This window comes from Marinomonas sp. ef1, from assembly GCF_002806845.1.
Classification (GTDB): domain Bacteria; phylum Pseudomonadota; class Gammaproteobacteria; order Pseudomonadales; family Marinomonadaceae; genus Marinomonas; species Marinomonas polaris.
The window spans coordinates 268,297-286,898 of sequence record NZ_NHTT01000004.1; the positions used below are offsets into that span (position 1 = coordinate 268,297).

The window sequence follows — 18,602 nt, forward strand, 5'->3', positions numbered from 1 at the left end:
TTAGGACTTTGCAGATTTAGATCTTACATACTTGCTTTAACAGCACGAGCTAGCTTGTCTACCGCTTCTTTAGACGTCATAGACTCGTCATTGAAGAAGTTAGTCACGACGTCAAAGATAGCGCCTTGAACCATAGAGTTCACAGCCATGCCGTGAGCCATACTTGGTACTAGGTTGCCAGTCGTTGAGCTTGCTAGGAACGCATCCATTGAAGAATGTGCACAAGTATCAAATTTCTCGCGAGGCATATTCAAGCGAACTGGAATAGAGCCTTTATTCAAGTTGAATGTTTCTTGGAATTTAGGTTCAAGAATCAAACGAGCAAGATCTTTTTGAGCTGCTTGTTTGTCTTTGCCATCCACTTTAAACATTGCTAGAGAGTCGATGTTGAAAGTGAAAGAACCGCTTGTGCCTGGTGCTGGGTAGCAAACGTAATCGATGCCTGCTTTTTTGCCTGCAGCTGTAAACTCGCCTTTCGCCCAGTCACCCATGATTTGCATAGCTGCATCACCATTGATAACCATAGACGTTGCGATGTTCCAATCGCGACCAGAGAAACCTGGATCAACGAATTCGCGCATTTGTTTGAAAGTATCAAATACGTCGATCATGTCTTGGCTACGTAGTGTTTTGTCAGACAAGCCGATGAACGCGCTGTTGTAGAATTTAGCGCCTTTAGCCAAAGCGATTGCTTCGAATAGGGTTGCGTCTTGCCAGTTTTGACCACCATGAGCGAGTGGTGTGAAACCAGCTGCTTTGATCTTTTTCGCTTCAACAATGAATTGTTCCCAAGTAGTCGGGATAGACGCGCCTGATTTACGGAATACTTCAGGGTTAGCCCACATCCAGTTTACACGGTGAACGTTTACTGGAGCCGCTACGTAGTGGCCGTCGTACTTCATTACGTTACTAACAACTTGAGGAAGGATAACGTCCCATTCGCCCGCTTTAGCAACATCATCAAGATTTGTTAGGAAGCCAAGGTCACCCCATTCTTGAATGGTTGGGCCTTTGATTTGAGCTGCAGATGGTGGGTTGCCAGAAATGGCACGAGATTTTAGAACGGTCATAGCAGATTCACCACCGCCACCAGCGACTGCGAAGTCTTTCCAGGTGTGGCCAGCGTCTACCATTTCTTCTTTAAGTACATTGATCGCAGCGGCTTCGCCACCTGATGTCCACCAATGTAGAACTTCTACTTCACCAGCGTGAGCCGTAGCCGCGGCTAGAGAAAGTGCAACTGTGGTTAAACCGAAAGCAATTTTTTTCATGATAGGAACCTTTGTTATTGTTATATCATCCAATCAAAGACATTTTATAGACTTTGATGTTGCGTTATTTTTGTATCGACTTCGCTATCTGAAGATCAGCTTAAGCGAACATTCGAGTTATAGAATTTAGCAAAGGATCTGACAAGGGAGGGTAAAGTAGAGCAACCTATTGTAACGAAGTCTTGCAAAAGATGTTTTGAAATGACCTTTGTTTGCTTTTTAATTGACGATTTATTTCATTTTATAGTGGGTTTAAAAGAGACCTTTAGCTCACTAAAAATTAATGTCTTGGCAGCCAGAGTTTGGCTTCTAAGCCTTGTTGTATATGGTTACTTAAGGTGACTTCACCACCATGAGCACGTGCAATATTCCGCGCAATACTCAAGCCTAACCCCATGCCGCCAGGATGACCGGAATGGTCGGGTGTAAGACGAGTGTAAGGCTGAAAAACTTTATCCATTTTATCTATTGGAATACCTGGGCCTTGGTCACAAACACGAATACAGACTTCGTCTTCATCATCTTCGATGTACACAATAGCAGTTTTTCCATAATACAACGCGTTATCGACAAGGTTGCCAAGGCAGCGTTTTATGGCGAATGGTTTACCAATAAACGGATGTTGTAATTCGCCGACAACAGTCAGTTTCACACCATGTAAGTTGGCGGTAGATTGCATGTCTCTGAGCATTCTTGAAATATTCACTTCGACACGGTTTTCATGAATATCGGTTTCTTTTACGCTTTGTAAGGCGCCTTTTAGCAACATATCTAGATCTTCTAAATCGCGGATCATGGCGTCGCGGATATCATCTTCGTCTAGCATCTCAGCGCGTAATCGTAAGCGCGTGATAGGCGTTTTTAAATCGTGAGAGATGGAAGCAAAAAGCCTCTCTCGGTCGTTGAGATAACGCTGAATGCGGCGCTGCATATCGTTAAAAGCTTTGGCTGTATTGCGTACTTCGACACTGCCGACTTCTTTTATTGGTTGCCAATCGCCTTGCCCAAAACGTTCCGCCGCACGAGCCAAGGTTGCCAGTGGTCGTGTTACGCGTCTCAAAATAAGAATGCTCAGCAGCAACACGGTAATCACCGACATCGCCATGGAAAACAAACGATCCCCACTGAGTGCCGTGGTGCCATCCAAAAAGTACGGATCAGGCATCAAGCTGGCAAGATACAGCCAGTCTTTGTCATTAATAGGGATTTGAATCACGATAATCGGTGGTGTAAGAGGTTTCACCAATAAGCTGTGATGTCCCCAGCGCTCGGGCAAATCCACAAGGCGAGTATGGTTGTTGATCACGTGCAAATCGCTTGGGCTGGAAAATGCAATCTTGGCGTTGTGAATGCCTAGCTGTTTGATCAGCGTCGACTGAACCTCGTTTTTGACAATGTCTTTGAGCGGCGAGTCGGGAATATTGTTGATGAGAATTTCTTCTTTATTGAGCGTCACAAAGAAGCGTGTTCCGCCCATGTCTTGTAATTGATCAATGACGATATGGCGATAATTGGTTGGCAAAGAAGTGAAGTAGCTAACAGTGGCGGCAATACGAAACGCCATGTGTTTAGACACTTCACGTACGTTTTCTTCGGTATCGGATTCGAGTTGACGCAACCAAATGGATGAACTAATGAACTGAGCGCTGGCCACGCCCAGTGCCATAATGATCAGAATTTGTCCTGTCAGAGACTGGGACCAGCGCTTGATTCGTGAGCGTTTACTGATCGGTGTATTAACGGGCATCACTAATGGCTTCGACGCTAGCGGTTAATATATAACCTTGACCACGAATGGTTTTGATCAACTGTGGCTGGCGAGCATCCTCGCGCAAACGCTGGCGTAAGCGGCTCACATGCACATCAATAAAACGATCAAGTGGAGCGCTATCGCGTCCACGCGTATTTTCGGCGATAAGTTCGCGAGTGAGCACAGCGCCAGGATGAGTTAAGAACAACATTAAAAGATTGTAATCTGCGCCGGATAACGACTCTTTTTCGTCTTTAAAGTGCAATTCACGCGACAGCGTATCCAGAGTAAATTGCGCAAAACGATAGAAGCGATGGGCAACCGGTGCAATTTCTATAACTTCTGTGTGTTCCATACGGCGCAAAATAGCTTTGATTCTCGCCAGTAACTCTCGCGGGTTAAAGGGCTTCGCAAGATAATCATCAGCGCCAATTTCCAAACCGATGATACGATCCATTTCGTCAGAGTTTGCCGTTAGCATAATCACCGGAACTTGTGATTGCGTTCGTAGGGAACGACAAACTGCAAAGCCATCTTGTCCCGGAAGCATGATGTCTAAAATCACCAGATCAACTTCTTGCTCTGCTCGGAAATTTGCTAAAAACGCTTCACCTGAATCAGCGGTTAACACTGTGAATTGGTGCTTTTCTAGGTAAGTTTTGAGCAGGGTGCGAATCTCGTCGTCATCGTCTACAACATAGATACATTTTGCGTTGGTCATTATCTTGCTCAGTGGAAGGTTGAGGTCTGTTAGTTATTATAAAAAGTTATTATAAAATTGTTATGTAGGTTTCGAGTCTAGCAAGAAACTTACAGTGAACCAATTGCTCATATAGGCTTGATACGAACAGTCTTTAAATAAATTAAATTGATTTAATGCTTTCTCCCCTGCATAATTTTTCATCTACCCTTATTTAGATCTGCGCAGATTATGTCTGCAAACCAAAAAGAGAACACAATAATGACAACAAAAGTAATGGCGTTCGGCGAAGCCTTGATCGATTTCCTTTCTAATGGAGCAACCAAAGCAGGAGAGCTTGAATCTTTTACTAAGTTCCCTGGCGGTGCGCCAGCAAACGTTGCTGTGGCTGTGGCCCGCTTAGGAGGCAATAGTCATTTTGTCGGCCAAGTAGGTGACGATGCGTTTGGTCATTTTTTGAAAGAGTCTCTTGATGGTTACGGCGTGAATACGAGCAATATGCTGATGACCAAGGAAGCCAAAACAGCCTTGGCGTTTGTAAGCTTGGATCAAACTGGCGAGCGTAGCTTTGAATTTTACCGTAGCCCTTCTGCGGATATTTTGTTCCGCGAAAGTGATTTTGATGCAACCTGGTTTGCTGATAGCCAAGGTGTGTTCCATACCTGTTCAAATACATTGACCGATGCGGATATTACCAAAGCCACCTTGGCCGGTGTGAGCATGGCTCGTAAGGCTAATTGGATCGTTAGTATTGATGTGAACTTGCGTATGAACCTTTGGCCGAATGGGCAAGTGGATACAAAGCGCGTTATTGATTGGATGCAAAGTGGTGATGTAGTGAAAGCCAGTCTAGAAGAATTGGCTGTGTTAGCAGAAGATCCATTTGCTCTTATCGAACAGTCTCTTACTGCGGGCGTGACCTTGTTTGTATTAACTGATGGTGGCAACCCGATTCGTTTTTATACGGCGACTCATGGCGTAAGTGAAGTGATTACACCAAAAGTTGAGGTAAAAGACACTACAGCAGCAGGCGATGCGTTTGTTGGCGGCTTGCTTTATAAATTGGCAGAACAAGGTGGCGATCGCGCAGCGTTAGCGGCTTTATCTCAACAACAGCTAGTGGATATTGTGCGCTTTGCTGCGGCTTGCGGCGCAGATTCTGTGACAAAGTTGGGTGCCTATCCTTCTTTGCCTTCGTTGAGCGAAGCTGAGGCGCAGTTAAGCCAGTTTTAGGCTCTAAGAATATGATTTTACTTTTAGAATATACTTTTGTTAAACGGTTAAGAAAGTATTAAGCCTGTTTGTTAGAATGAAAAGCGTGCTAGATCACGCTTTTTTTATGCCTAAAAAAAGCGGTCTAAATGAGTAAAAATAGAGAACAAAATGAACAATTAATGATTGAAAATTGTTCATTAACTTGCTGAATTTACGATAAAAACCCTATATTGTTGGTTTTTTATACAGATGCGGTGGAATAAATAAGATTCGCATTTTTAGAAGGATCTACTAAATTTAAAAAATAATTAAGTCAATATTAAGGGAGCGAGGTGCTTGAAGCGCGGGTTTTGTTTGTTAATAATCGGATTCCTTCTTAATCCTTATAGAAGACATGTTTACCTTGTTTCGACCTACGATAATAAAAACAAAGGCGTGCTAGGGGTTTCCCAAGCGGGCCTGTAAGGAGCAATGATGAAAAAATCTCTTTTGTCTATGGCAGTCGCCCTGACACTTTCCGCAAATGCTGTTCATGCAGCAGACCTCTTGTTTAAGCCTGGTGAAGATTCTCGTTTTAGTTGGAGCAGCTATGAGGCTCTGAAATCGAATAAGCTATCTGGTGAAACCATCTCTATTTTTGGTCCTTGGACTGGTGATGAAAAAACCAACTTCGAACGAGTTGCTGCTTACTTTGAACAAGCCACTGGCGCTAAAGTGAAATACGCGGGTTCTGATTCTTTTGAACAGCAAATCGTTATTGATACTCAAGCTGGCAGCGCGCCAAATATTTCTGTTTTCCCTCAACCTGGTTTGGCAGCAGATTTAGCCGCTAAGGGCTTTTTAACACCGCTTAGCGATACTGTAAAAGATGGCGTGAAAAAGGATTACGCAGCAGGTCAGTCTTGGGTTGATCTAGCTACGTTTAAAGATCAAAAAGGTCAGAAAGAATTCTACGGTGTTTTTTACCGTGCAGATTTGAAGTCACTAGTTTGGTACTCACCAGAGAACTTTGAAGACGCAGGCTATGAAGTTCCTGAAACTATGGAAGATCTAAAAGCCTTAACCAAGCAAATCGTTGCTGATGGTGGTACGCCTTGGTGTATCGGTTTAGGTTCCGGTGCGGCTACAGGTTGGCCAGCAACTGATTGGGTTGAAGATTTACTACTTCGTACACAGCCAGCAGCGGTTTACGATAAATGGGTAACTAACGAAATTAAGTTTGATGATCCACGCATTGTTGGTGCCATCGAAGAGTTTGGTTGGTTTGCTCGTAATGACAAGTTCGTTGATGGCGGCGCAGGTGCTGTAGCGTCTACCGATTTCCGTGACAGCCCAAAAGGCTTGTTCCAGTCTCCACCTAAATGTTACTTACATCGTCAAGCTTCGTTTATTCCTGCTTTCTTCCCTGAAGGAACGAAGTTGGGTCTAGACGCTGATTTCTTCTACTTCCCATCTTATGCATCTAAAGATTTAGGTAACCCAGTATTGGGTGCTGGAACCTTGATGAGTGTGACGAATGACTCTAAAGGTGCTCGTGCGTTTATTGATTTCATTCGCTCGCCAATCGCTCATGAGTTGTGGATGGCGCAAACTGGCTTTATCTCTGCTCACTTGAAAGCAAACCCTGAAGTTTACTCAAGTGAAGCAGCGAAAAAACAAGGCGAGATTTTACGCTACGCGACAACCTTCCGCTTTGACGGATCTGACTTGATGCCTGGTAAAATCGGCGCCGGTTCTTTCTGGACAGGAATGGTTGACTACACTGGCGGTAAAGATGCCAAAGAAGTTGCTCACGACATCCAAAAAACATGGGATGCCTTGAAGTAATTCTTTGTAAAGCCCTAGAGTGACTGTTCACTCTGGGGCTTTTTGTATTTGTTTTATAAGTAAAGCGGTTGCCGTTTTAATTGTCACTGCATTGATATATTTTGGAGATTCTATGGGACAGCTTGCCTCGGCGTTAGTTACCATGATTCTAGGTGTTATGGGGTGTGCCGCGTATTTCTACGGCTCAAATTTCCTTTTAGATAAAATTTTTCCAACCAAAAGTGGCGCAGCTGCTGAAGTTGCTCGTAATTTACGTGTGGCGAACAATATTCGCCCTTGGCTGTTTTTGGGGCCAGCAGTTTTATTACTGACATTTTATCTTTTCTATCCTGTTATTGATTCCATCCGCTTGTCTTTTTATGGCCGCAGCGGTGAAGACTTTGTTGGTCTTGCGAACTACAAATGGCTATTTAGCAGTGATGAGTTCTATGAATCTTTCCGCAATAACATGCTGTGGTTGATTGTTGTACCAACAGCGGCAACATTTTTTGGTTTGATTATCGCGACTATGACCGATCGTATTTGGTGGGGCAATATCGCAAAAAGTCTAATCTTCATGCCGATGGCGATTTCCTTTGTAGGTGCGTCGGTTATTTGGAAATTCATTTACGATTTTCGTACCGGCGGTGAAGACCAAATCGGCTTGCTGAATGCCTTGGTTGTCTTCTTCGGTGGCGAACCTCAGACATGGCTGACGATTCCAATTTGGAACAATTTCTTCTTGATGGTCATCCTGATTTGGATTCAAACCGGTTTTGCTATGGTCATTTTGTCTGCTGCGCTACGTGGTATTCCAGATGAAACCATTGAAGCAGCAGTGTTAGATGGTGCCAATGGCTTTCAAATCTTCTACAAAATTATGGTGCCACAAATTTGGGGAACCATTGCGGTGGTTTGGACCACGATTACCATCTTGGTATTGAAAGTATTCGATATCGTATTGGCAATGACGAATGCCCAATGGGGCACACAAGTGTTGGCCAATCAGATGTTTAGTTGGATGTTTAATGGCGGTGGCGACTTTGGTCGTGGCGCGGTGATTGCGTTGGTTATTATGGTTCTGGTTATCCCAATCATGGTGTGGAATATTCGCCGCGCTAATGCCGAAATGGAGGGGCGTTAATATGATTACGTCATCTAAACGCACTCCGTTAACTTATTTGGTACATGCGACTGTCTTGTTTCTTGTGATCATTTGGACGATCCCGACAGCGGGTTTGTTTATCTCTTCTATTCGAGATAAAAATCAGCTTTCTACGTCTGGCTGGTGGACAGCATTAGCGACCTCAGAGCAGCGTCTCGTGGCGCGAGCCCATGAACCGAAAAAACAAGTTCAAGAGGGTAATCGCTTTGTTATTCGCGGTAACCTATTCGAAGGTTCAGCGGGGGAAATTACCAAGTTTGGTTCTAGTTCATTAAGACCCGATGAATTCGAAGTAGGCACAGTGGCCGAACTTAATAAAGGCGAGACCTTGCAAGTCATGGAAAACGGCGATTATGCGTTTTCTTCTCCTGTGGAATGGAAGGGCTCCCGTGGCGACCGTATTTTCTATACAGCCGAGATTCCACCACGCTTCACCTTAGAAAACTATCGTGAAGTATTGAGTGCGGAAGGTTTGGGTAAGTCTTTTATTAACTCTTTAACCGTGACCATACCTGCGACCATTATTCCTATTCTAGTGGCCGCGTTTGCCGCTTATGCTCTGGCTTGGATGCGTTTTCCTGGACGTGCATTGCTGGTCGCTGCGGTGGTTGGTTTGTTAGTCGTTCCGTTACAAATGTCACTGATTCCGTTGCTAAAAAGCTACAACATGATTGGCGAGTTTTTTGGTGTCGGATCGAAAACTTATGTGGGGATTTGGTTAGCGCATACTGGGTTTGGTTTGCCGTTGGCTATTTATTTGCTGCGCAACTATATTGTTGGATTGCCTAGAGAAATCATCGAATCCGCCCGTGTGGATGGCGCTTCAGATTTTGATATTTTCCGTAAAATTGTATTGCCTTTGTCTTTCCCTGCATTAGCGTCATTTGCCATCTTCCAGTTCCTTTGGGTATGGAATGATTTGCTGATTGCCATGGTGTTCCTAGGTAATGATGCTGATCACATGGTGCTAACAGGTCAGCTTCGTGAATTGCTTGGCTCTCGCGGTGGTAACTGGGAAATTCTGACGGCATCGGCGTTTATTACCATCATTATTCCTTTATGTGTCTTCTTTGGCCTACAGCGCTATTTAGTGCGCGGTTTGCTAGCAGGCTCGGTGAAATAACAAAACCTAGGCAGGTGAGTTGAGCGTTTGCTCCTCACCTAAGGTATGAATTTAGATTGAGGCAGTAAAATCATGGCTGATGTAAAACTCACCAATGTTAAGAAAATTTATTCGAATAATGTTGAAGTATTGAAAGACATTAATCTAGATATCAAGCAGGGCGAATTCATTGTTTTCGTCGGTCCATCCGGTTGTGGTAAGTCCACGTTATTGCGCATGATTTCTGGTTTAGAGGAAATCTCCGCTGGTACGTTAGAGATCGATGGTGTTGTGGTAAATGACGTGCCGCCTGCATTGCGTGGTATTGCTATGGTGTTCCAAAGCTACGCTTTGTACCCGCACATGACGGTGTATGACAACATGGCGTTCAGCTTACAAATCGCTAAGGTGAGCAAAGCAGATATCGATCAACAAGTTCGTAAAGCCGCGGATATGCTGCAACTAACACCGTATTTAGATCGTTTGCCAAAGGCGCTTTCTGGCGGTCAACGTCAACGTGTGGCGATTGGTCGTGCGATTGTACGTCGTCCTAAAGTATTCTTGTTTGATGAACCTTTGTCTAACTTGGATGCGGCACTTCGTGTTGCGACACGCATGGAAATTGCCAACCTGAAAGACAGCATGCCTGATTCTACGATGATTTATGTGACCCATGATCAGGTGGAAGCCATGACGTTGGCTGATCGCATTGTGTTGTTATCTGGTGGTGATATTGAGCAAGTGGGTTCACCATTGGATCTTTATGAGCATCCTGCGAACGTATTTGTGGCGAAATTTATTGGTTCGCCAGCGATGAATATTGTGCCTTGCCGAATTGAGCAAACTGGCGCACAAACCTTGGTGTCTTTGTCGGCTTCTGCCTCCATTCAAACGCCTATCGTGACGGAATCAAGTGAACAAGCGAAACCTGCTTTCTTTGGCATTCGTCCAGAAGATTTGGTGGTTGTGTCTGCGGAACAAGAAAGCCTTTTCTCTGGTGAAGTATCCTTCGTGGAATCTCTCGGCGAAGCGACTTTACTGTATGTGAAAATCCCTGGCGCAGACGAGATGGTGATTGCGAAGCAAGCTGGCACCTTGAATATTAAGCGTGGGGATAAAGTGTATTTGTCCGCACCGGCTGAAAAAATGCATTTGTTTGATGAACATGAGCAGTCTTACTTACGCAAAGGCTAACTGGCTAGTATGTTAATGAGCAGTTAGTAATATTGTTATTTAAATGGGGCAATGCTTTGGCGTTGTCCCACGTTTTATCTTTTTTGGAGAGTCTGATGACAACCAATCTGAATTGGTGGAAAGGTGGGATTATTTATCAAATTTACCCACGTAGTTTTATGGATGCAAATGGCGATGGCGTTGGCGATTTAGCTGGTATTACAAGTAAGTTAGATTACGTTGCATCGCTTGGTGTAGATGCTATTTGGCTCTCGCCTATCTTTACTTCCCCAATGAAAGATTTTGGCTACGATGTGTCCGATTATTGTGATATTGATCCTATGTTCGGTTCATTGGCGGATTTTAAAGTCTTGGTTGACCGCTCCCATGAACTGGGACTGAAAGTCATGATCGATCAGGTGATTAGTCACTCGGCTGATGTCCATCCTTGGTTTGAAGAAAGCCGTCAAGACAAAATCAACCCTAAAGCAGATTGGTATGTTTGGTCTGATCCAAAGCCGGATGGTTCACCGCCAAATAACTGGTTGTCTATTTTTGGTGGCAGTGCTTGGAAATGGGATAGCCGTCGTTTGCAGTATTATTTGCATAACTTCTTAGAGTCTCAGCCAGATTTTAATTTCCATAACCCTGAAGTTCGTCAGGCGCATTTGGATAATATGCGCTTTTGGCTAGAGCTTGGTGTGGATGGTTTCCGTTTGGATACGGTGAACTTCTATTTCCACAGCGAAGGCTTGGAAGACAACCCACCTGTACCAGCTGGCGAGCCAAAAACTATGGGTGCGCCACACGATAACCCTTATACTTATCAGCGTCATGTGTACGATCTTAGCCGTCCAGAAAACTTGGATTTCTTAAAAGATTTACGCGTTATGATGAATGAGTTTCCAGGCAGCACCATGGTGGGTGAAATTGGTGACGATTTCCCTCTGAAACGCATGGCGGAATACACGTCTGGTGGCGATAAGTTGCATATGGCTTACACCTTCGACTTTTTGAACACGCCTCATTCTCCAGAATACATTCGCAAAACCTTGGCGGACATGAATAGCATCGTGGGTGATGGTTGGCCTTGCTGGGCATTATCGAATCATGATGTGGTGCGTTCTCGCACTCGTTGGGGCGCAGACGAAGATGGCAAAGCTTATCCACTGATTGCTTTGGCGTTGATCTTGTCTCTACGTGGTAGTGTTTGTTTGTATCAAGGTGAAGAACTTGGCTTACCTGAAGCTGAGGTACCGTTTGAGCGTATTCAAGACCCTTATGGCATTCCGCTATGGCCAGTTTTCAAAGGCCGTGATGGCTGCCGTACACCGATGGTGTGGGATAAGTCGACATTAGGCGGATTTTCAACAATCGAACCTTGGTTGCCAGTCGATAAAAATCACTTACCGCTAAGTGTTGCTGAGCAAGAAGCGAATCCTGATGCCTTGTTGCATAAGGTTCGTCAGCTGATTCATTGGCGTCAGCAACAACCTGTTTTGGTGAATGGCGAATTGTCTCAGCTTAATTTGGATAATGAGCAATTGATTGCTTTGGTTCGTGAATACGATGGTGAGCGTTTGTTAGTTGTATTAAACATGACAAGTGAAGAGCAGCAAGCGACGTTAAATGCGAATGTTGCAGAAGTATTGCAAGGTCATGGTTTTGAATCGACTTTGGATGGTGAGGTGTTGACCTTACCTGCTTATCAAGCGTTCTACGCTAAGTTGTCTTAAGTCGTATTAAGTAGTTAATTGAGTTTTTAATTGAGCTTTTGTCACTTCAAGCCGATTTGCGTTTTGCGTGAATCGGCTTGTTTGTCGAAGTTCTTTTGGTTTGCGAGTAGTTAGTATGACAAAAAACATAAAAAAACTGACTTTAAAAGACGTTGCTGAGCGATTAGAAGTCTCCACGGCAACCATCTCAAACGCCTTTAATCGCCCCGATCAATTGTCGGCAACATTGCGTGAAAATATTCTGAGCGAATGCGAAAAAATGGGTTATTTTGGCCCTAATGCAGCTGCTCGTAGTTTACGCACTGGTCGCACGGGAATCGTTGGCATTGTGTTGTCTGATGACCTCAGTTACAGCTTAACTGATCCTGTAGCTAATCAGTTTCTAAAAGGCATGGCGGAAGTCTTTGAAGCCAACGAATACAACATGCTGCTGCTGTCTTCAGATCAAGTTGAGCAAGATGCACAAAGCCGTATGCAATCTTCCATGGTAGATGGTTTTATCGTTTATGGTCATAAACCACAGCAATGTATTAATGCGCCTTGGTTGATGCCGAATAAGAACATCATCACAGTGGATAGCTTCATTCCTGGTACCACATCGGTCAACATCGAAAACCACAGTGGCGCATATCGAATTGCCAGCCACGCTTTAAAGCATAAGCCTGACGCCGTGGCTATTTTAGGTTTGAGTCTATTGGCGACAGATCGAGTGTGTCGTATACGCGAAGACGAATTGTTTGATCGTGCGGCGTCTATTTCGATCCAACGTTTGTATGGTTACTTTCAAGCATTGGAAGAACATCAGTTGTCGGTCGCATCCGAGCATATTTGGAATATCCCCGAGAACAATCATAAACTGGCTTATCAGGCTGCTCGTGAAGCTCTAACTATGGCTAAGCGTCCGCAATTATTATTGTGCATGAGTGATTGTATAGCGATTGCGGCGGTGCAAGCGGCCTTGCATTTAGGCTTGCGTGTGCCGGAAGATTTGCAAGTGGTTGGTTTTGATGGCATCCCTGAAAGTGCCAATATTCACCCTTCGATCACCACCATACATCAACATACAGTGGAAAAAGGCCGTGTTGCTGCAGAAGTGTTTTTAGGGCTTCGAGAAGCCAAAGACGTGGTGTTAGAAACCGAATTGGTTATTCGCGAAAGTTGCCCTTCAGTTTCTGAGCATGCTGAACCAGCTCTTGCCGAGTCTGCACTTGCTTAAGAGTTAGCAGCAAAAAAGACAGAAGCAGGCCGCAAAGCATCACACCCAATAGTTTGATATATCTGCGTTTGGGTCCATATGATAGGAAATTTGCGCTTGCAATAATTCGGCCGATGACAACGCGTCGGTGAGTGCATGGTGTGCTTTATAGCGCGGTAGTTTATAGCGTTGACGGCAAGCGTCTAAGCGTAAAGAAGGCTGTCTGCCAAAGCGTTTCCACCAAGGTTTAAAGGTCGCTTGGCGCTCAATATCCATGGTGTCGAGCACGGGAAAATACAGTGGGAAACCATATATTTTCATCGACGCTTCGAGTAAAAACTGACGCTCGATGGCAACACAATGCACAACGATGACTTGATGTGTGAGTGCCAGTAAAATCTCATCCAAAATGGCATGAAGTCGCGGTGCTTCAGCCAATTCCGAATGGGTGATTTCATGGATAGTGACAGATTCTGCATTCAGCGACCGTTCTGGTTTTGCCATCCAATATTGCGCACCTTGGCAACGAATGGTTTTGTGGCTGAGGGGGATTAAACCGAGGCTGATTATTTCATCTTGGCTTGAGTCAAGTCCTGTGGTTTCTAGATCCAAGGCCAGCAACGGTGTATCTTTCAATGCTGTTTGCGGTGCAATCATTCCCGCTTGATAATAGCGTTTCAGAGGACCTTCTGGCGCTTCTTCTGCCCATTCTGAAAACATGGCTTGCCAATCTTGAATGCCTTCTTTGGATTTATTTTTCAATAATAACTTTGCCATTTAGCTGCGTTTCCCTGCGTAACGGAATTTAATGAACTCCTGTTGGCGAGTAACGATATGAAAAGCATCTCGTAGATGGCGTTTTTCAAAGGACGACAAGTGCTCAGGGTTAACGTGGTTATTCGGATCTTCGCCTGCTTCGATCTGGTCTTTCTGATGTTTGATCCGCACCATACCTATCATTTCCAATGCCAGCGCAAGATCTTTAGCTCGGCCTTCCGGTAATAATCCTGCCGCTTCAATGTCTTCGATGCGCTCAAGAGTGTTGAGTTTGTCACTGCCACAGGCAAGGGCGTGGACACGAACGATATCGATAATCGGAGCGATTCCTCGCTCTTTGAGATTGAAAGTGCGTGACTGTTCACCTTCGCCATCTAAAACAAATTGTCGAAAAAATCCCAATGGCGGTTTACGCTGATTGGCATTTCTCGCCATAAAGGTTAGAAAGCCTGAGTGCTGCAGAGCTTCTTGGCGTATGTGTTGGTTTAGTTGTTTGGCGAGTGTTTTATCGCCGTAGATACCGCGTAAATCAAAGAAGATAGACAGTCGTAGCAGAGCTTCGGCTTTGGGTTTTTGTATCCACTCACTGAAGTTTTCTTTCCAAACTCTTAGCGGCTGACGCCAGCGTGGATTGGATGCCATGATGTCGCCAGTACAAAGTGTGTAGCCGCAGTCATCCAGATGACGGCAAACCCAATCTGTCAGCGCTTCGAAATATTCGCCGTGAAGTTTTTTATCGTACTTGTCACTCAAGACAAGTGCATTATCTTGATCGGTTTTAATGGTTTGCTCTTCTCTTGCCTGTGAACCAAGCGCGATAAAACAATATGGCACAGGTGGTGGCCCGAACTTCTCTTCACCAAGTTGCAGCAGTCGTTTCACAAAGGCAGTACCTATGTGGGACATGGCGTTACCAATCATTTGTGTATTAGCATCTGCAACCACAAGCTGAGTAAACGTATGTGTCATCTTGCGGCTGATACTTTTCAAGCCTTCGATGCTGGTTTGCTTATAAATATCGCTTATCAGATAGACGCTGCCGTGGCTTTCTTTTTGAATAATATCTCCGGTGCTCACCACGCCGATAGGGCGACCATTTTTGACAATGGGAATATGGTGAACGTTACGCTCCATCATTTTTAAAACGGCTTCAGATGCATAATCACCGCTGTCCATAACAATGGGATCGCGGGTCATTATATCTGCGATAGAGGTGCTGTAGGCAAGACCTTTGGCAACCGCACGAGTACGTAAATCTCGGTCTGTGACAATGCCAATCAGTTCGTCATTTTCAGTAATAAGCAAGCTTGAAACACGATGCTCCGCCATGATTTGCGCAGAAGTCAGAATGTCTGAGCTGATGTCTGCGCTAATCGGTGGTCGTCTCAACAAGCTGACAACAGGACAAGTCATTAACGATACATCTGAGTTTTGTGAATCCATCGCAACGCGCAAACGCACTTCGCGAGCGAGTTCAAAGAAGTCAGAAAAATTGTCGTTTTCTTCGTAGAGCTTTAGAAACCAGCGCGCCGGAATGCGATACAGCAAGCTGTCTTCGATGGTTCGCATGGATTGTGAAGACTTGCCACCTCGCAATAGAGAAAAGTAGCCAAATAGCTCGCCTTCATTCATACGTCGAATTAACTTTTCCTCTTTGCTAAGCACTTCAATCGCACCACTGCGAATAAAGAACAAGGTATTGTTCAGTGCGCTTGGAGCGATAACCCACTCGCCAGCACGAACATACTGAATCTCTATTTCTTTGGTCATATCATTGAGTTGCGGATCGTCGGCAATCTCATTGAATGGCGCGTGCTGACAAAGTGCTTCGAGTATTTCGGTTAATTCGACATCCATTGTTCTGTTCCTGTTTATTAAAAAGCAGTTTTTCGAACCGGTTGGTTAACCGCCTCTTTATTTAAGCAGCGGCGCCGCTATTGTCACGATTCCCATAATGAGGAAAAGCAAACAAGCAAGCTGACGTGTGCGGTCGGCATTGATTCTGTCCATTATCCAGTTACCTGCAAACACAACAGGTACGTTCGCCAGCATCATACCGATAGTTGAGCCTAGCAAGACCATCCAGACACTGCCATAGTGAGCGCCTAATAAGACGGTTGCGATTTGAGTTTTGTCACCAATTTCGGCAAGGAAAAACAAAATAAACGTCGCACCAAACGCACCATACTTCAGCATACTATTGTCTTCACTGTCGTCTTTATCTGGGATCAATAACCATAAACCTACGGCGATAAAGCTTAGACCAACAATCCAACTGATTGCACTTTCTGGAATCCATTGTGCGATTTCTACGCCAAGCCATGCTGATAGCGCATGATTGAGCAATGTCGCAGCAAGAATACCAAGCACAATAGAGGATTTAGACGCGAAACGAGTAGCAAGGAATAAGGCTAAAAGTTGGGTTTTATCGCCCATTTCAGCAAGAGCAACAGTAGAGATAGAAGTGAGTAGTGCTTCCATTTGACAGGTCCTAGGTGGGCAATAAACGAAAGACAACAAACCTGAGCCCACCTGAGCCAAGTCATTGTCTTAAGTCTCATCAACCCTGTCGATACTGTATCGGATCAGGACTTCTTTGCCACGAGCTTGAGGCTCAATTATGTTGACAAAGAATCTTTGCAGTACATATGTGTAGTGCAAAGAAGATTACTCCCCTAAGAGGACGCCGATAATAGAGTATTTACAAAAAGAAAACAACGCGAACGTCCAGTTACGGCCATTCGCGTTGTTTTTTAGTAGCAATGAATCTCTATAAAGTCGCTATAACGCTATGCTTTTTTATAAAGATGCATATCGCTATGCAAACCTTTCCACAAGCTCACACACATGATCAACATGAGCAATGTGAATGGTAAGCCAATAGTGATTGCAGCCGCTTGAATTGCACCAAGTGCTTCAGAACCACCACCAACAAGCAAAGCAATCGCGATGATACCTTCTAGAACCGCCCAGAAAACACGTTGAATCATTGGTGCATCAGTTTTACCGCCAGCGGTAATACCATCGATAACCAAAGAGCCTGAGTCAGAAGACGTTACAAAGAATACCAATACAAGAATGATACCAATGAAGGAGATCAAAGACGTCAATGGTAGGCTCGCAAACATTTGGAACATAGCCAATGAAGAATCAGTAATACCGTTTGCCAATGCACCAACACCGTTAGCTGACTGATCTAAAGCCGATCCGCCAAAAATAGACATCCATACAAGAGAGACAACCGTTGGTACTAATAGAACTGCTACTAGGAATTCACGAACAGTACGACCACGAGAAACGCGAGCGATAAACATACCTACAAATGGTGACCAAGAAATCCACCAAGCCCAGTAGAATACAGTCCAACCGTGGTAGAAGGTAGTATCGTCACGACCAATCCAGTTACTTAATGGAATGATGTTTTCAACGTAGTTCAACAAGTAAGAACCCATTGCAGCAAAGATAGCGCCAGTGTTACCAACGACTACGATGAAGATTGCCAATACAGCCGCGATGATCATGTTGACGTTAGACAGCAGTTTCACACCACCTTCTAGGCCACGTGCTACCGATATGATGGCAACGGCTGTTACACCACAGATCACAAAGATTTGTGTGGTTAGCGTATTTGGAATATCAAACAGGAAGTTAAGACCACTTGTTGCTTGCAGTGCGCCAAAGCCAAGCGATGTTGCCAAACCAAAGATAGTCGCAATAACTGAAATAACGTCAATTACGTGACCAATTCCGCCCCAGACTTTCTCACCAAATAATGGGTAAAAAGCAGAACGAATAGTAAGAGGTAAACCTTTGTTATATGCAAAGAACGCCAAAGACAGACCAACAACCGCGTAAATCGCCCAAGGATGAAGACCCCAATGGAACATGGTTGCGCCCATCGCTAGATCACGAGCTTCAGGCGTGTTTTTAACCACATCAAATGGCGTGCCATACCAACCTGTGTAATAACCAACAGGTTCAGCAACACTCCAGAACATCAAACCAATACCCATGCCCGCTGCGAAGAGCATTGAAAACCAAGTAATAGTGGAGTGTTCTGCTCTTGCTTCGGTACCACCAAGGCGGATCCTGCCTAGAGGAAGGAGAATTAGTAGCAAACAAAAGAGTACGAAAATATTACCAGCAACCATAAAGAACCAATCAAAATTATTGATCGACCAGTTCTTTGCACCTGATAAAATGGAACTCGCATCAGCAGGGAATAAGATACTGCCAATGATGAATGCAAAAATAATAAGCGCGCTTGTACTAAACACTGGGTTTAATACGTCAAGGCCAAGAAACTGAATGTTATCTTGTCCTACTTTGTATGACGTGTTGTATTCTGCCCGACCACTGTCAGGTACTTTATTACTCATAAACATTCTCCTGAATTAGTGAAAACTTCCCCAAGACCTTTGTTGGATAACTGAACTTATAAAGGTCTGTGCAAATCTTTTTAAACGAAAATCAACATGAGCTTTTTTTTACACAATTCCGCTACTTCACCCTAAAAGAATTCTCATTATTAGATTGTTCTTAATACGACGTATTTTGTTCTGTTTTCACAATTTATGCTTAATCTCGTGTTGGCAGTTATGCTGACGAGATAAAAGTCTTCTAGCATCTCAGTAACAAAGAGAGCGAGAGGATAGAGCGCCGTAAATTGTTGAAATAGAACGAAACGATGGGCTATTTCTTTCGTTTAAAAA

14 protein-coding genes and 1 riboswitch are annotated in these 18,602 nt (G+C 44.4%); of the genes, 7 read left to right on the plus strand and 7 right to left on the minus strand.

From position 1 onward, the window contains the following. Positions 1–23: 23 nt before the first annotated feature. The 3 genes from CCS02_RS07770 to CCS02_RS07780 form a co-directional block, all read right to left on the minus strand. Positions 24–1,271: an ABC transporter substrate-binding protein gene (locus CCS02_RS07770; RefSeq protein ID WP_072839427.1), complete on the minus strand. Its 1,248-nt coding sequence runs from the start codon at positions 1,269–1,271 to the stop codon at positions 24–26. A gap of 280 nt (positions 1,272–1,551) precedes the next feature. After that, positions 1,552–3,018: an ATP-binding protein gene (locus tag CCS02_RS07775; protein ID WP_100188346.1), complete on the minus strand. Its 1,467-nt coding sequence runs from the start codon at positions 3,016–3,018 to the stop codon at positions 1,552–1,554. Then, entirely contained in the window at positions 3,008–3,742 is a 735-nt protein-coding gene (locus CCS02_RS07780; protein WP_072839429.1) for a response regulator, read from the minus strand. The genes CCS02_RS07775 and CCS02_RS07780 overlap by 11 nt, the downstream gene beginning before the upstream one ends. Positions 3,743–3,982: 240 nt before the next feature. Here CCS02_RS07780 and CCS02_RS07785 point away from each other — a divergent pair, with 240 nt between their 5' ends. The 7 genes from CCS02_RS07785 to CCS02_RS07815 all read left to right on the plus strand — a co-directional run bounded on the left by CCS02_RS07785 (position 3,983) and on the right by CCS02_RS07815 (position 13,134). Further along, entirely contained in the window at positions 3,983–4,954 is a 972-nt protein-coding gene (locus CCS02_RS07785) for a carbohydrate kinase family protein (protein ID WP_072839430.1), read from the plus strand. A gap of 456 nt (positions 4,955–5,410) precedes the next feature. Next, positions 5,411–6,763 (plus strand): ABC transporter substrate-binding protein, encoded by a 1,353-nt coding sequence (locus tag CCS02_RS07790; protein ID WP_072839431.1) that lies wholly within the window; start codon positions 5,411–5,413, stop codon positions 6,761–6,763. A gap of 112 nt (positions 6,764–6,875) precedes the next feature. Beyond that, positions 6,876–7,886 (plus strand): carbohydrate ABC transporter permease, encoded by a 1,011-nt coding sequence (locus CCS02_RS07795; RefSeq protein ID WP_072839432.1) that lies wholly within the window; start codon positions 6,876–6,878, stop codon positions 7,884–7,886. Between the two features lies 1 nt (position 7,887). Then, entirely contained in the window at positions 7,888–9,030 is a 1,143-nt protein-coding gene (locus CCS02_RS07800; protein WP_072839433.1) for a carbohydrate ABC transporter permease, read from the plus strand. Positions 9,031–9,102: 72 nt separating this feature from the next. After that, the gene (locus CCS02_RS07805; RefSeq protein WP_100188348.1) at positions 9,103–10,203 is read left to right on the plus strand and encodes an ABC transporter ATP-binding protein; all 1,101 of its coding nucleotides are present in this window, start codon (positions 9,103–9,105) and stop codon (positions 10,201–10,203) included. 95 nt (positions 10,204–10,298) lie between these two features. Beyond that, positions 10,299–11,918 carry an alpha-glucosidase family protein gene (locus CCS02_RS07810; protein WP_100636275.1) on the plus strand — a complete coding sequence of 540 codons (1,620 nt, stop codon included), beginning with the start codon at positions 10,299–10,301 and terminating at the stop codon, positions 11,916–11,918. Positions 11,919–12,033: 115 nt separating this feature from the next. Continuing rightward, the gene (locus CCS02_RS07815) at positions 12,034–13,134 is read left to right on the plus strand and encodes a LacI family DNA-binding transcriptional regulator (RefSeq protein WP_072839436.1); all 1,101 of its coding nucleotides are present in this window, start codon (positions 12,034–12,036) and stop codon (positions 13,132–13,134) included. A gap of 39 nt (positions 13,135–13,173) precedes the next feature. Here the strand turns inward: CCS02_RS07815 and CCS02_RS07820 are convergent, their stop codons facing one another. The 4 genes from CCS02_RS07820 to CCS02_RS07835 all read right to left on the minus strand — a co-directional run bounded on the left by CCS02_RS07820 (position 13,174) and on the right by CCS02_RS07835 (position 18,269). Further along, positions 13,174–13,890: a 3'-5' exonuclease gene (locus tag CCS02_RS07820; protein WP_072839437.1), complete on the minus strand. Its 717-nt coding sequence runs from the start codon at positions 13,888–13,890 to the stop codon at positions 13,174–13,176. Then, positions 13,891–15,747 (minus strand): DUF294 nucleotidyltransferase-like domain-containing protein, encoded by a 1,857-nt coding sequence (locus CCS02_RS07825; protein WP_100636276.1) that lies wholly within the window; start codon positions 15,745–15,747, stop codon positions 13,891–13,893. A 57-nt stretch (positions 15,748–15,804) separates the two neighbouring features. After that, on the minus strand, positions 15,805–16,371 hold the full coding sequence (locus CCS02_RS07830) for a TMEM165/GDT1 family protein (protein WP_072839439.1): 567 nt from the start codon (positions 16,369–16,371) through the stop codon (positions 15,805–15,807). Positions 16,372–16,377: 6 nt separating this feature from the next. After that, positions 16,378–16,573, minus strand: a riboswitch (yybP-ykoY riboswitch). A gap of 106 nt (positions 16,574–16,679) precedes the next feature. After that, positions 16,680–18,269 (minus strand): BCCT family transporter, encoded by a 1,590-nt coding sequence (locus tag CCS02_RS07835; protein WP_072839440.1) that lies wholly within the window; start codon positions 18,267–18,269, stop codon positions 16,680–16,682. Positions 18,270–18,602 lie beyond the last annotated feature (333 nt).

What these genes read in the sequence shown, in the direction of transcription:
- CCS02_RS07770 (WP_072839427.1), bottom strand. Translation starts at nt 1,271, where the DNA reads ATGAAAAAAATTGCTTTCGGTTTAACCACAGTTGCACTTTCTCTAGCC.
- CCS02_RS07775 (WP_100188346.1), bottom strand. Translation starts at nt 3,018, where the DNA reads ATGCCCGTTAATACACCGATCAGTAAACGCTCACGAATCAAGCGCTGG.
- CCS02_RS07780 (WP_072839429.1), bottom strand. Translation starts at nt 3,742, where the DNA reads ATGACCAACGCAAAATGTATCTATGTTGTAGACGATGACGACGAGATT.
- CCS02_RS07785 (WP_072839430.1), top strand. Translation starts at nt 3,983, where the DNA reads ATGACAACAAAAGTAATGGCGTTCGGCGAAGCCTTGATCGATTTCCTT.
- CCS02_RS07790 (WP_072839431.1), top strand. Translation starts at nt 5,411, where the DNA reads ATGAAAAAATCTCTTTTGTCTATGGCAGTCGCCCTGACACTTTCCGCA.
- CCS02_RS07795 (WP_072839432.1), top strand. Translation starts at nt 6,876, where the DNA reads ATGGGACAGCTTGCCTCGGCGTTAGTTACCATGATTCTAGGTGTTATG.
- CCS02_RS07800 (WP_072839433.1), top strand. Translation starts at nt 7,888, where the DNA reads ATGATTACGTCATCTAAACGCACTCCGTTAACTTATTTGGTACATGCG.
- CCS02_RS07805 (WP_100188348.1), top strand. Translation starts at nt 9,103, where the DNA reads ATGGCTGATGTAAAACTCACCAATGTTAAGAAAATTTATTCGAATAAT.
- CCS02_RS07810 (WP_100636275.1), top strand. Translation starts at nt 10,299, where the DNA reads ATGACAACCAATCTGAATTGGTGGAAAGGTGGGATTATTTATCAAATT.
- CCS02_RS07815 (WP_072839436.1), top strand. Translation starts at nt 12,034, where the DNA reads ATGACAAAAAACATAAAAAAACTGACTTTAAAAGACGTTGCTGAGCGA.
- CCS02_RS07820 (WP_072839437.1), bottom strand. Translation starts at nt 13,890, where the DNA reads ATGGCAAAGTTATTATTGAAAAATAAATCCAAAGAAGGCATTCAAGAT.
- CCS02_RS07825 (WP_100636276.1), bottom strand. Translation starts at nt 15,747, where the DNA reads ATGGATGTCGAATTAACCGAAATACTCGAAGCACTTTGTCAGCACGCG.
- CCS02_RS07830 (WP_072839439.1), bottom strand. Translation starts at nt 16,371, where the DNA reads ATGGAAGCACTACTCACTTCTATCTCTACTGTTGCTCTTGCTGAAATG.
- CCS02_RS07835 (WP_072839440.1), bottom strand. Translation starts at nt 18,269, where the DNA reads ATGAGTAATAAAGTACCTGACAGTGGTCGGGCAGAATACAACACGTCA.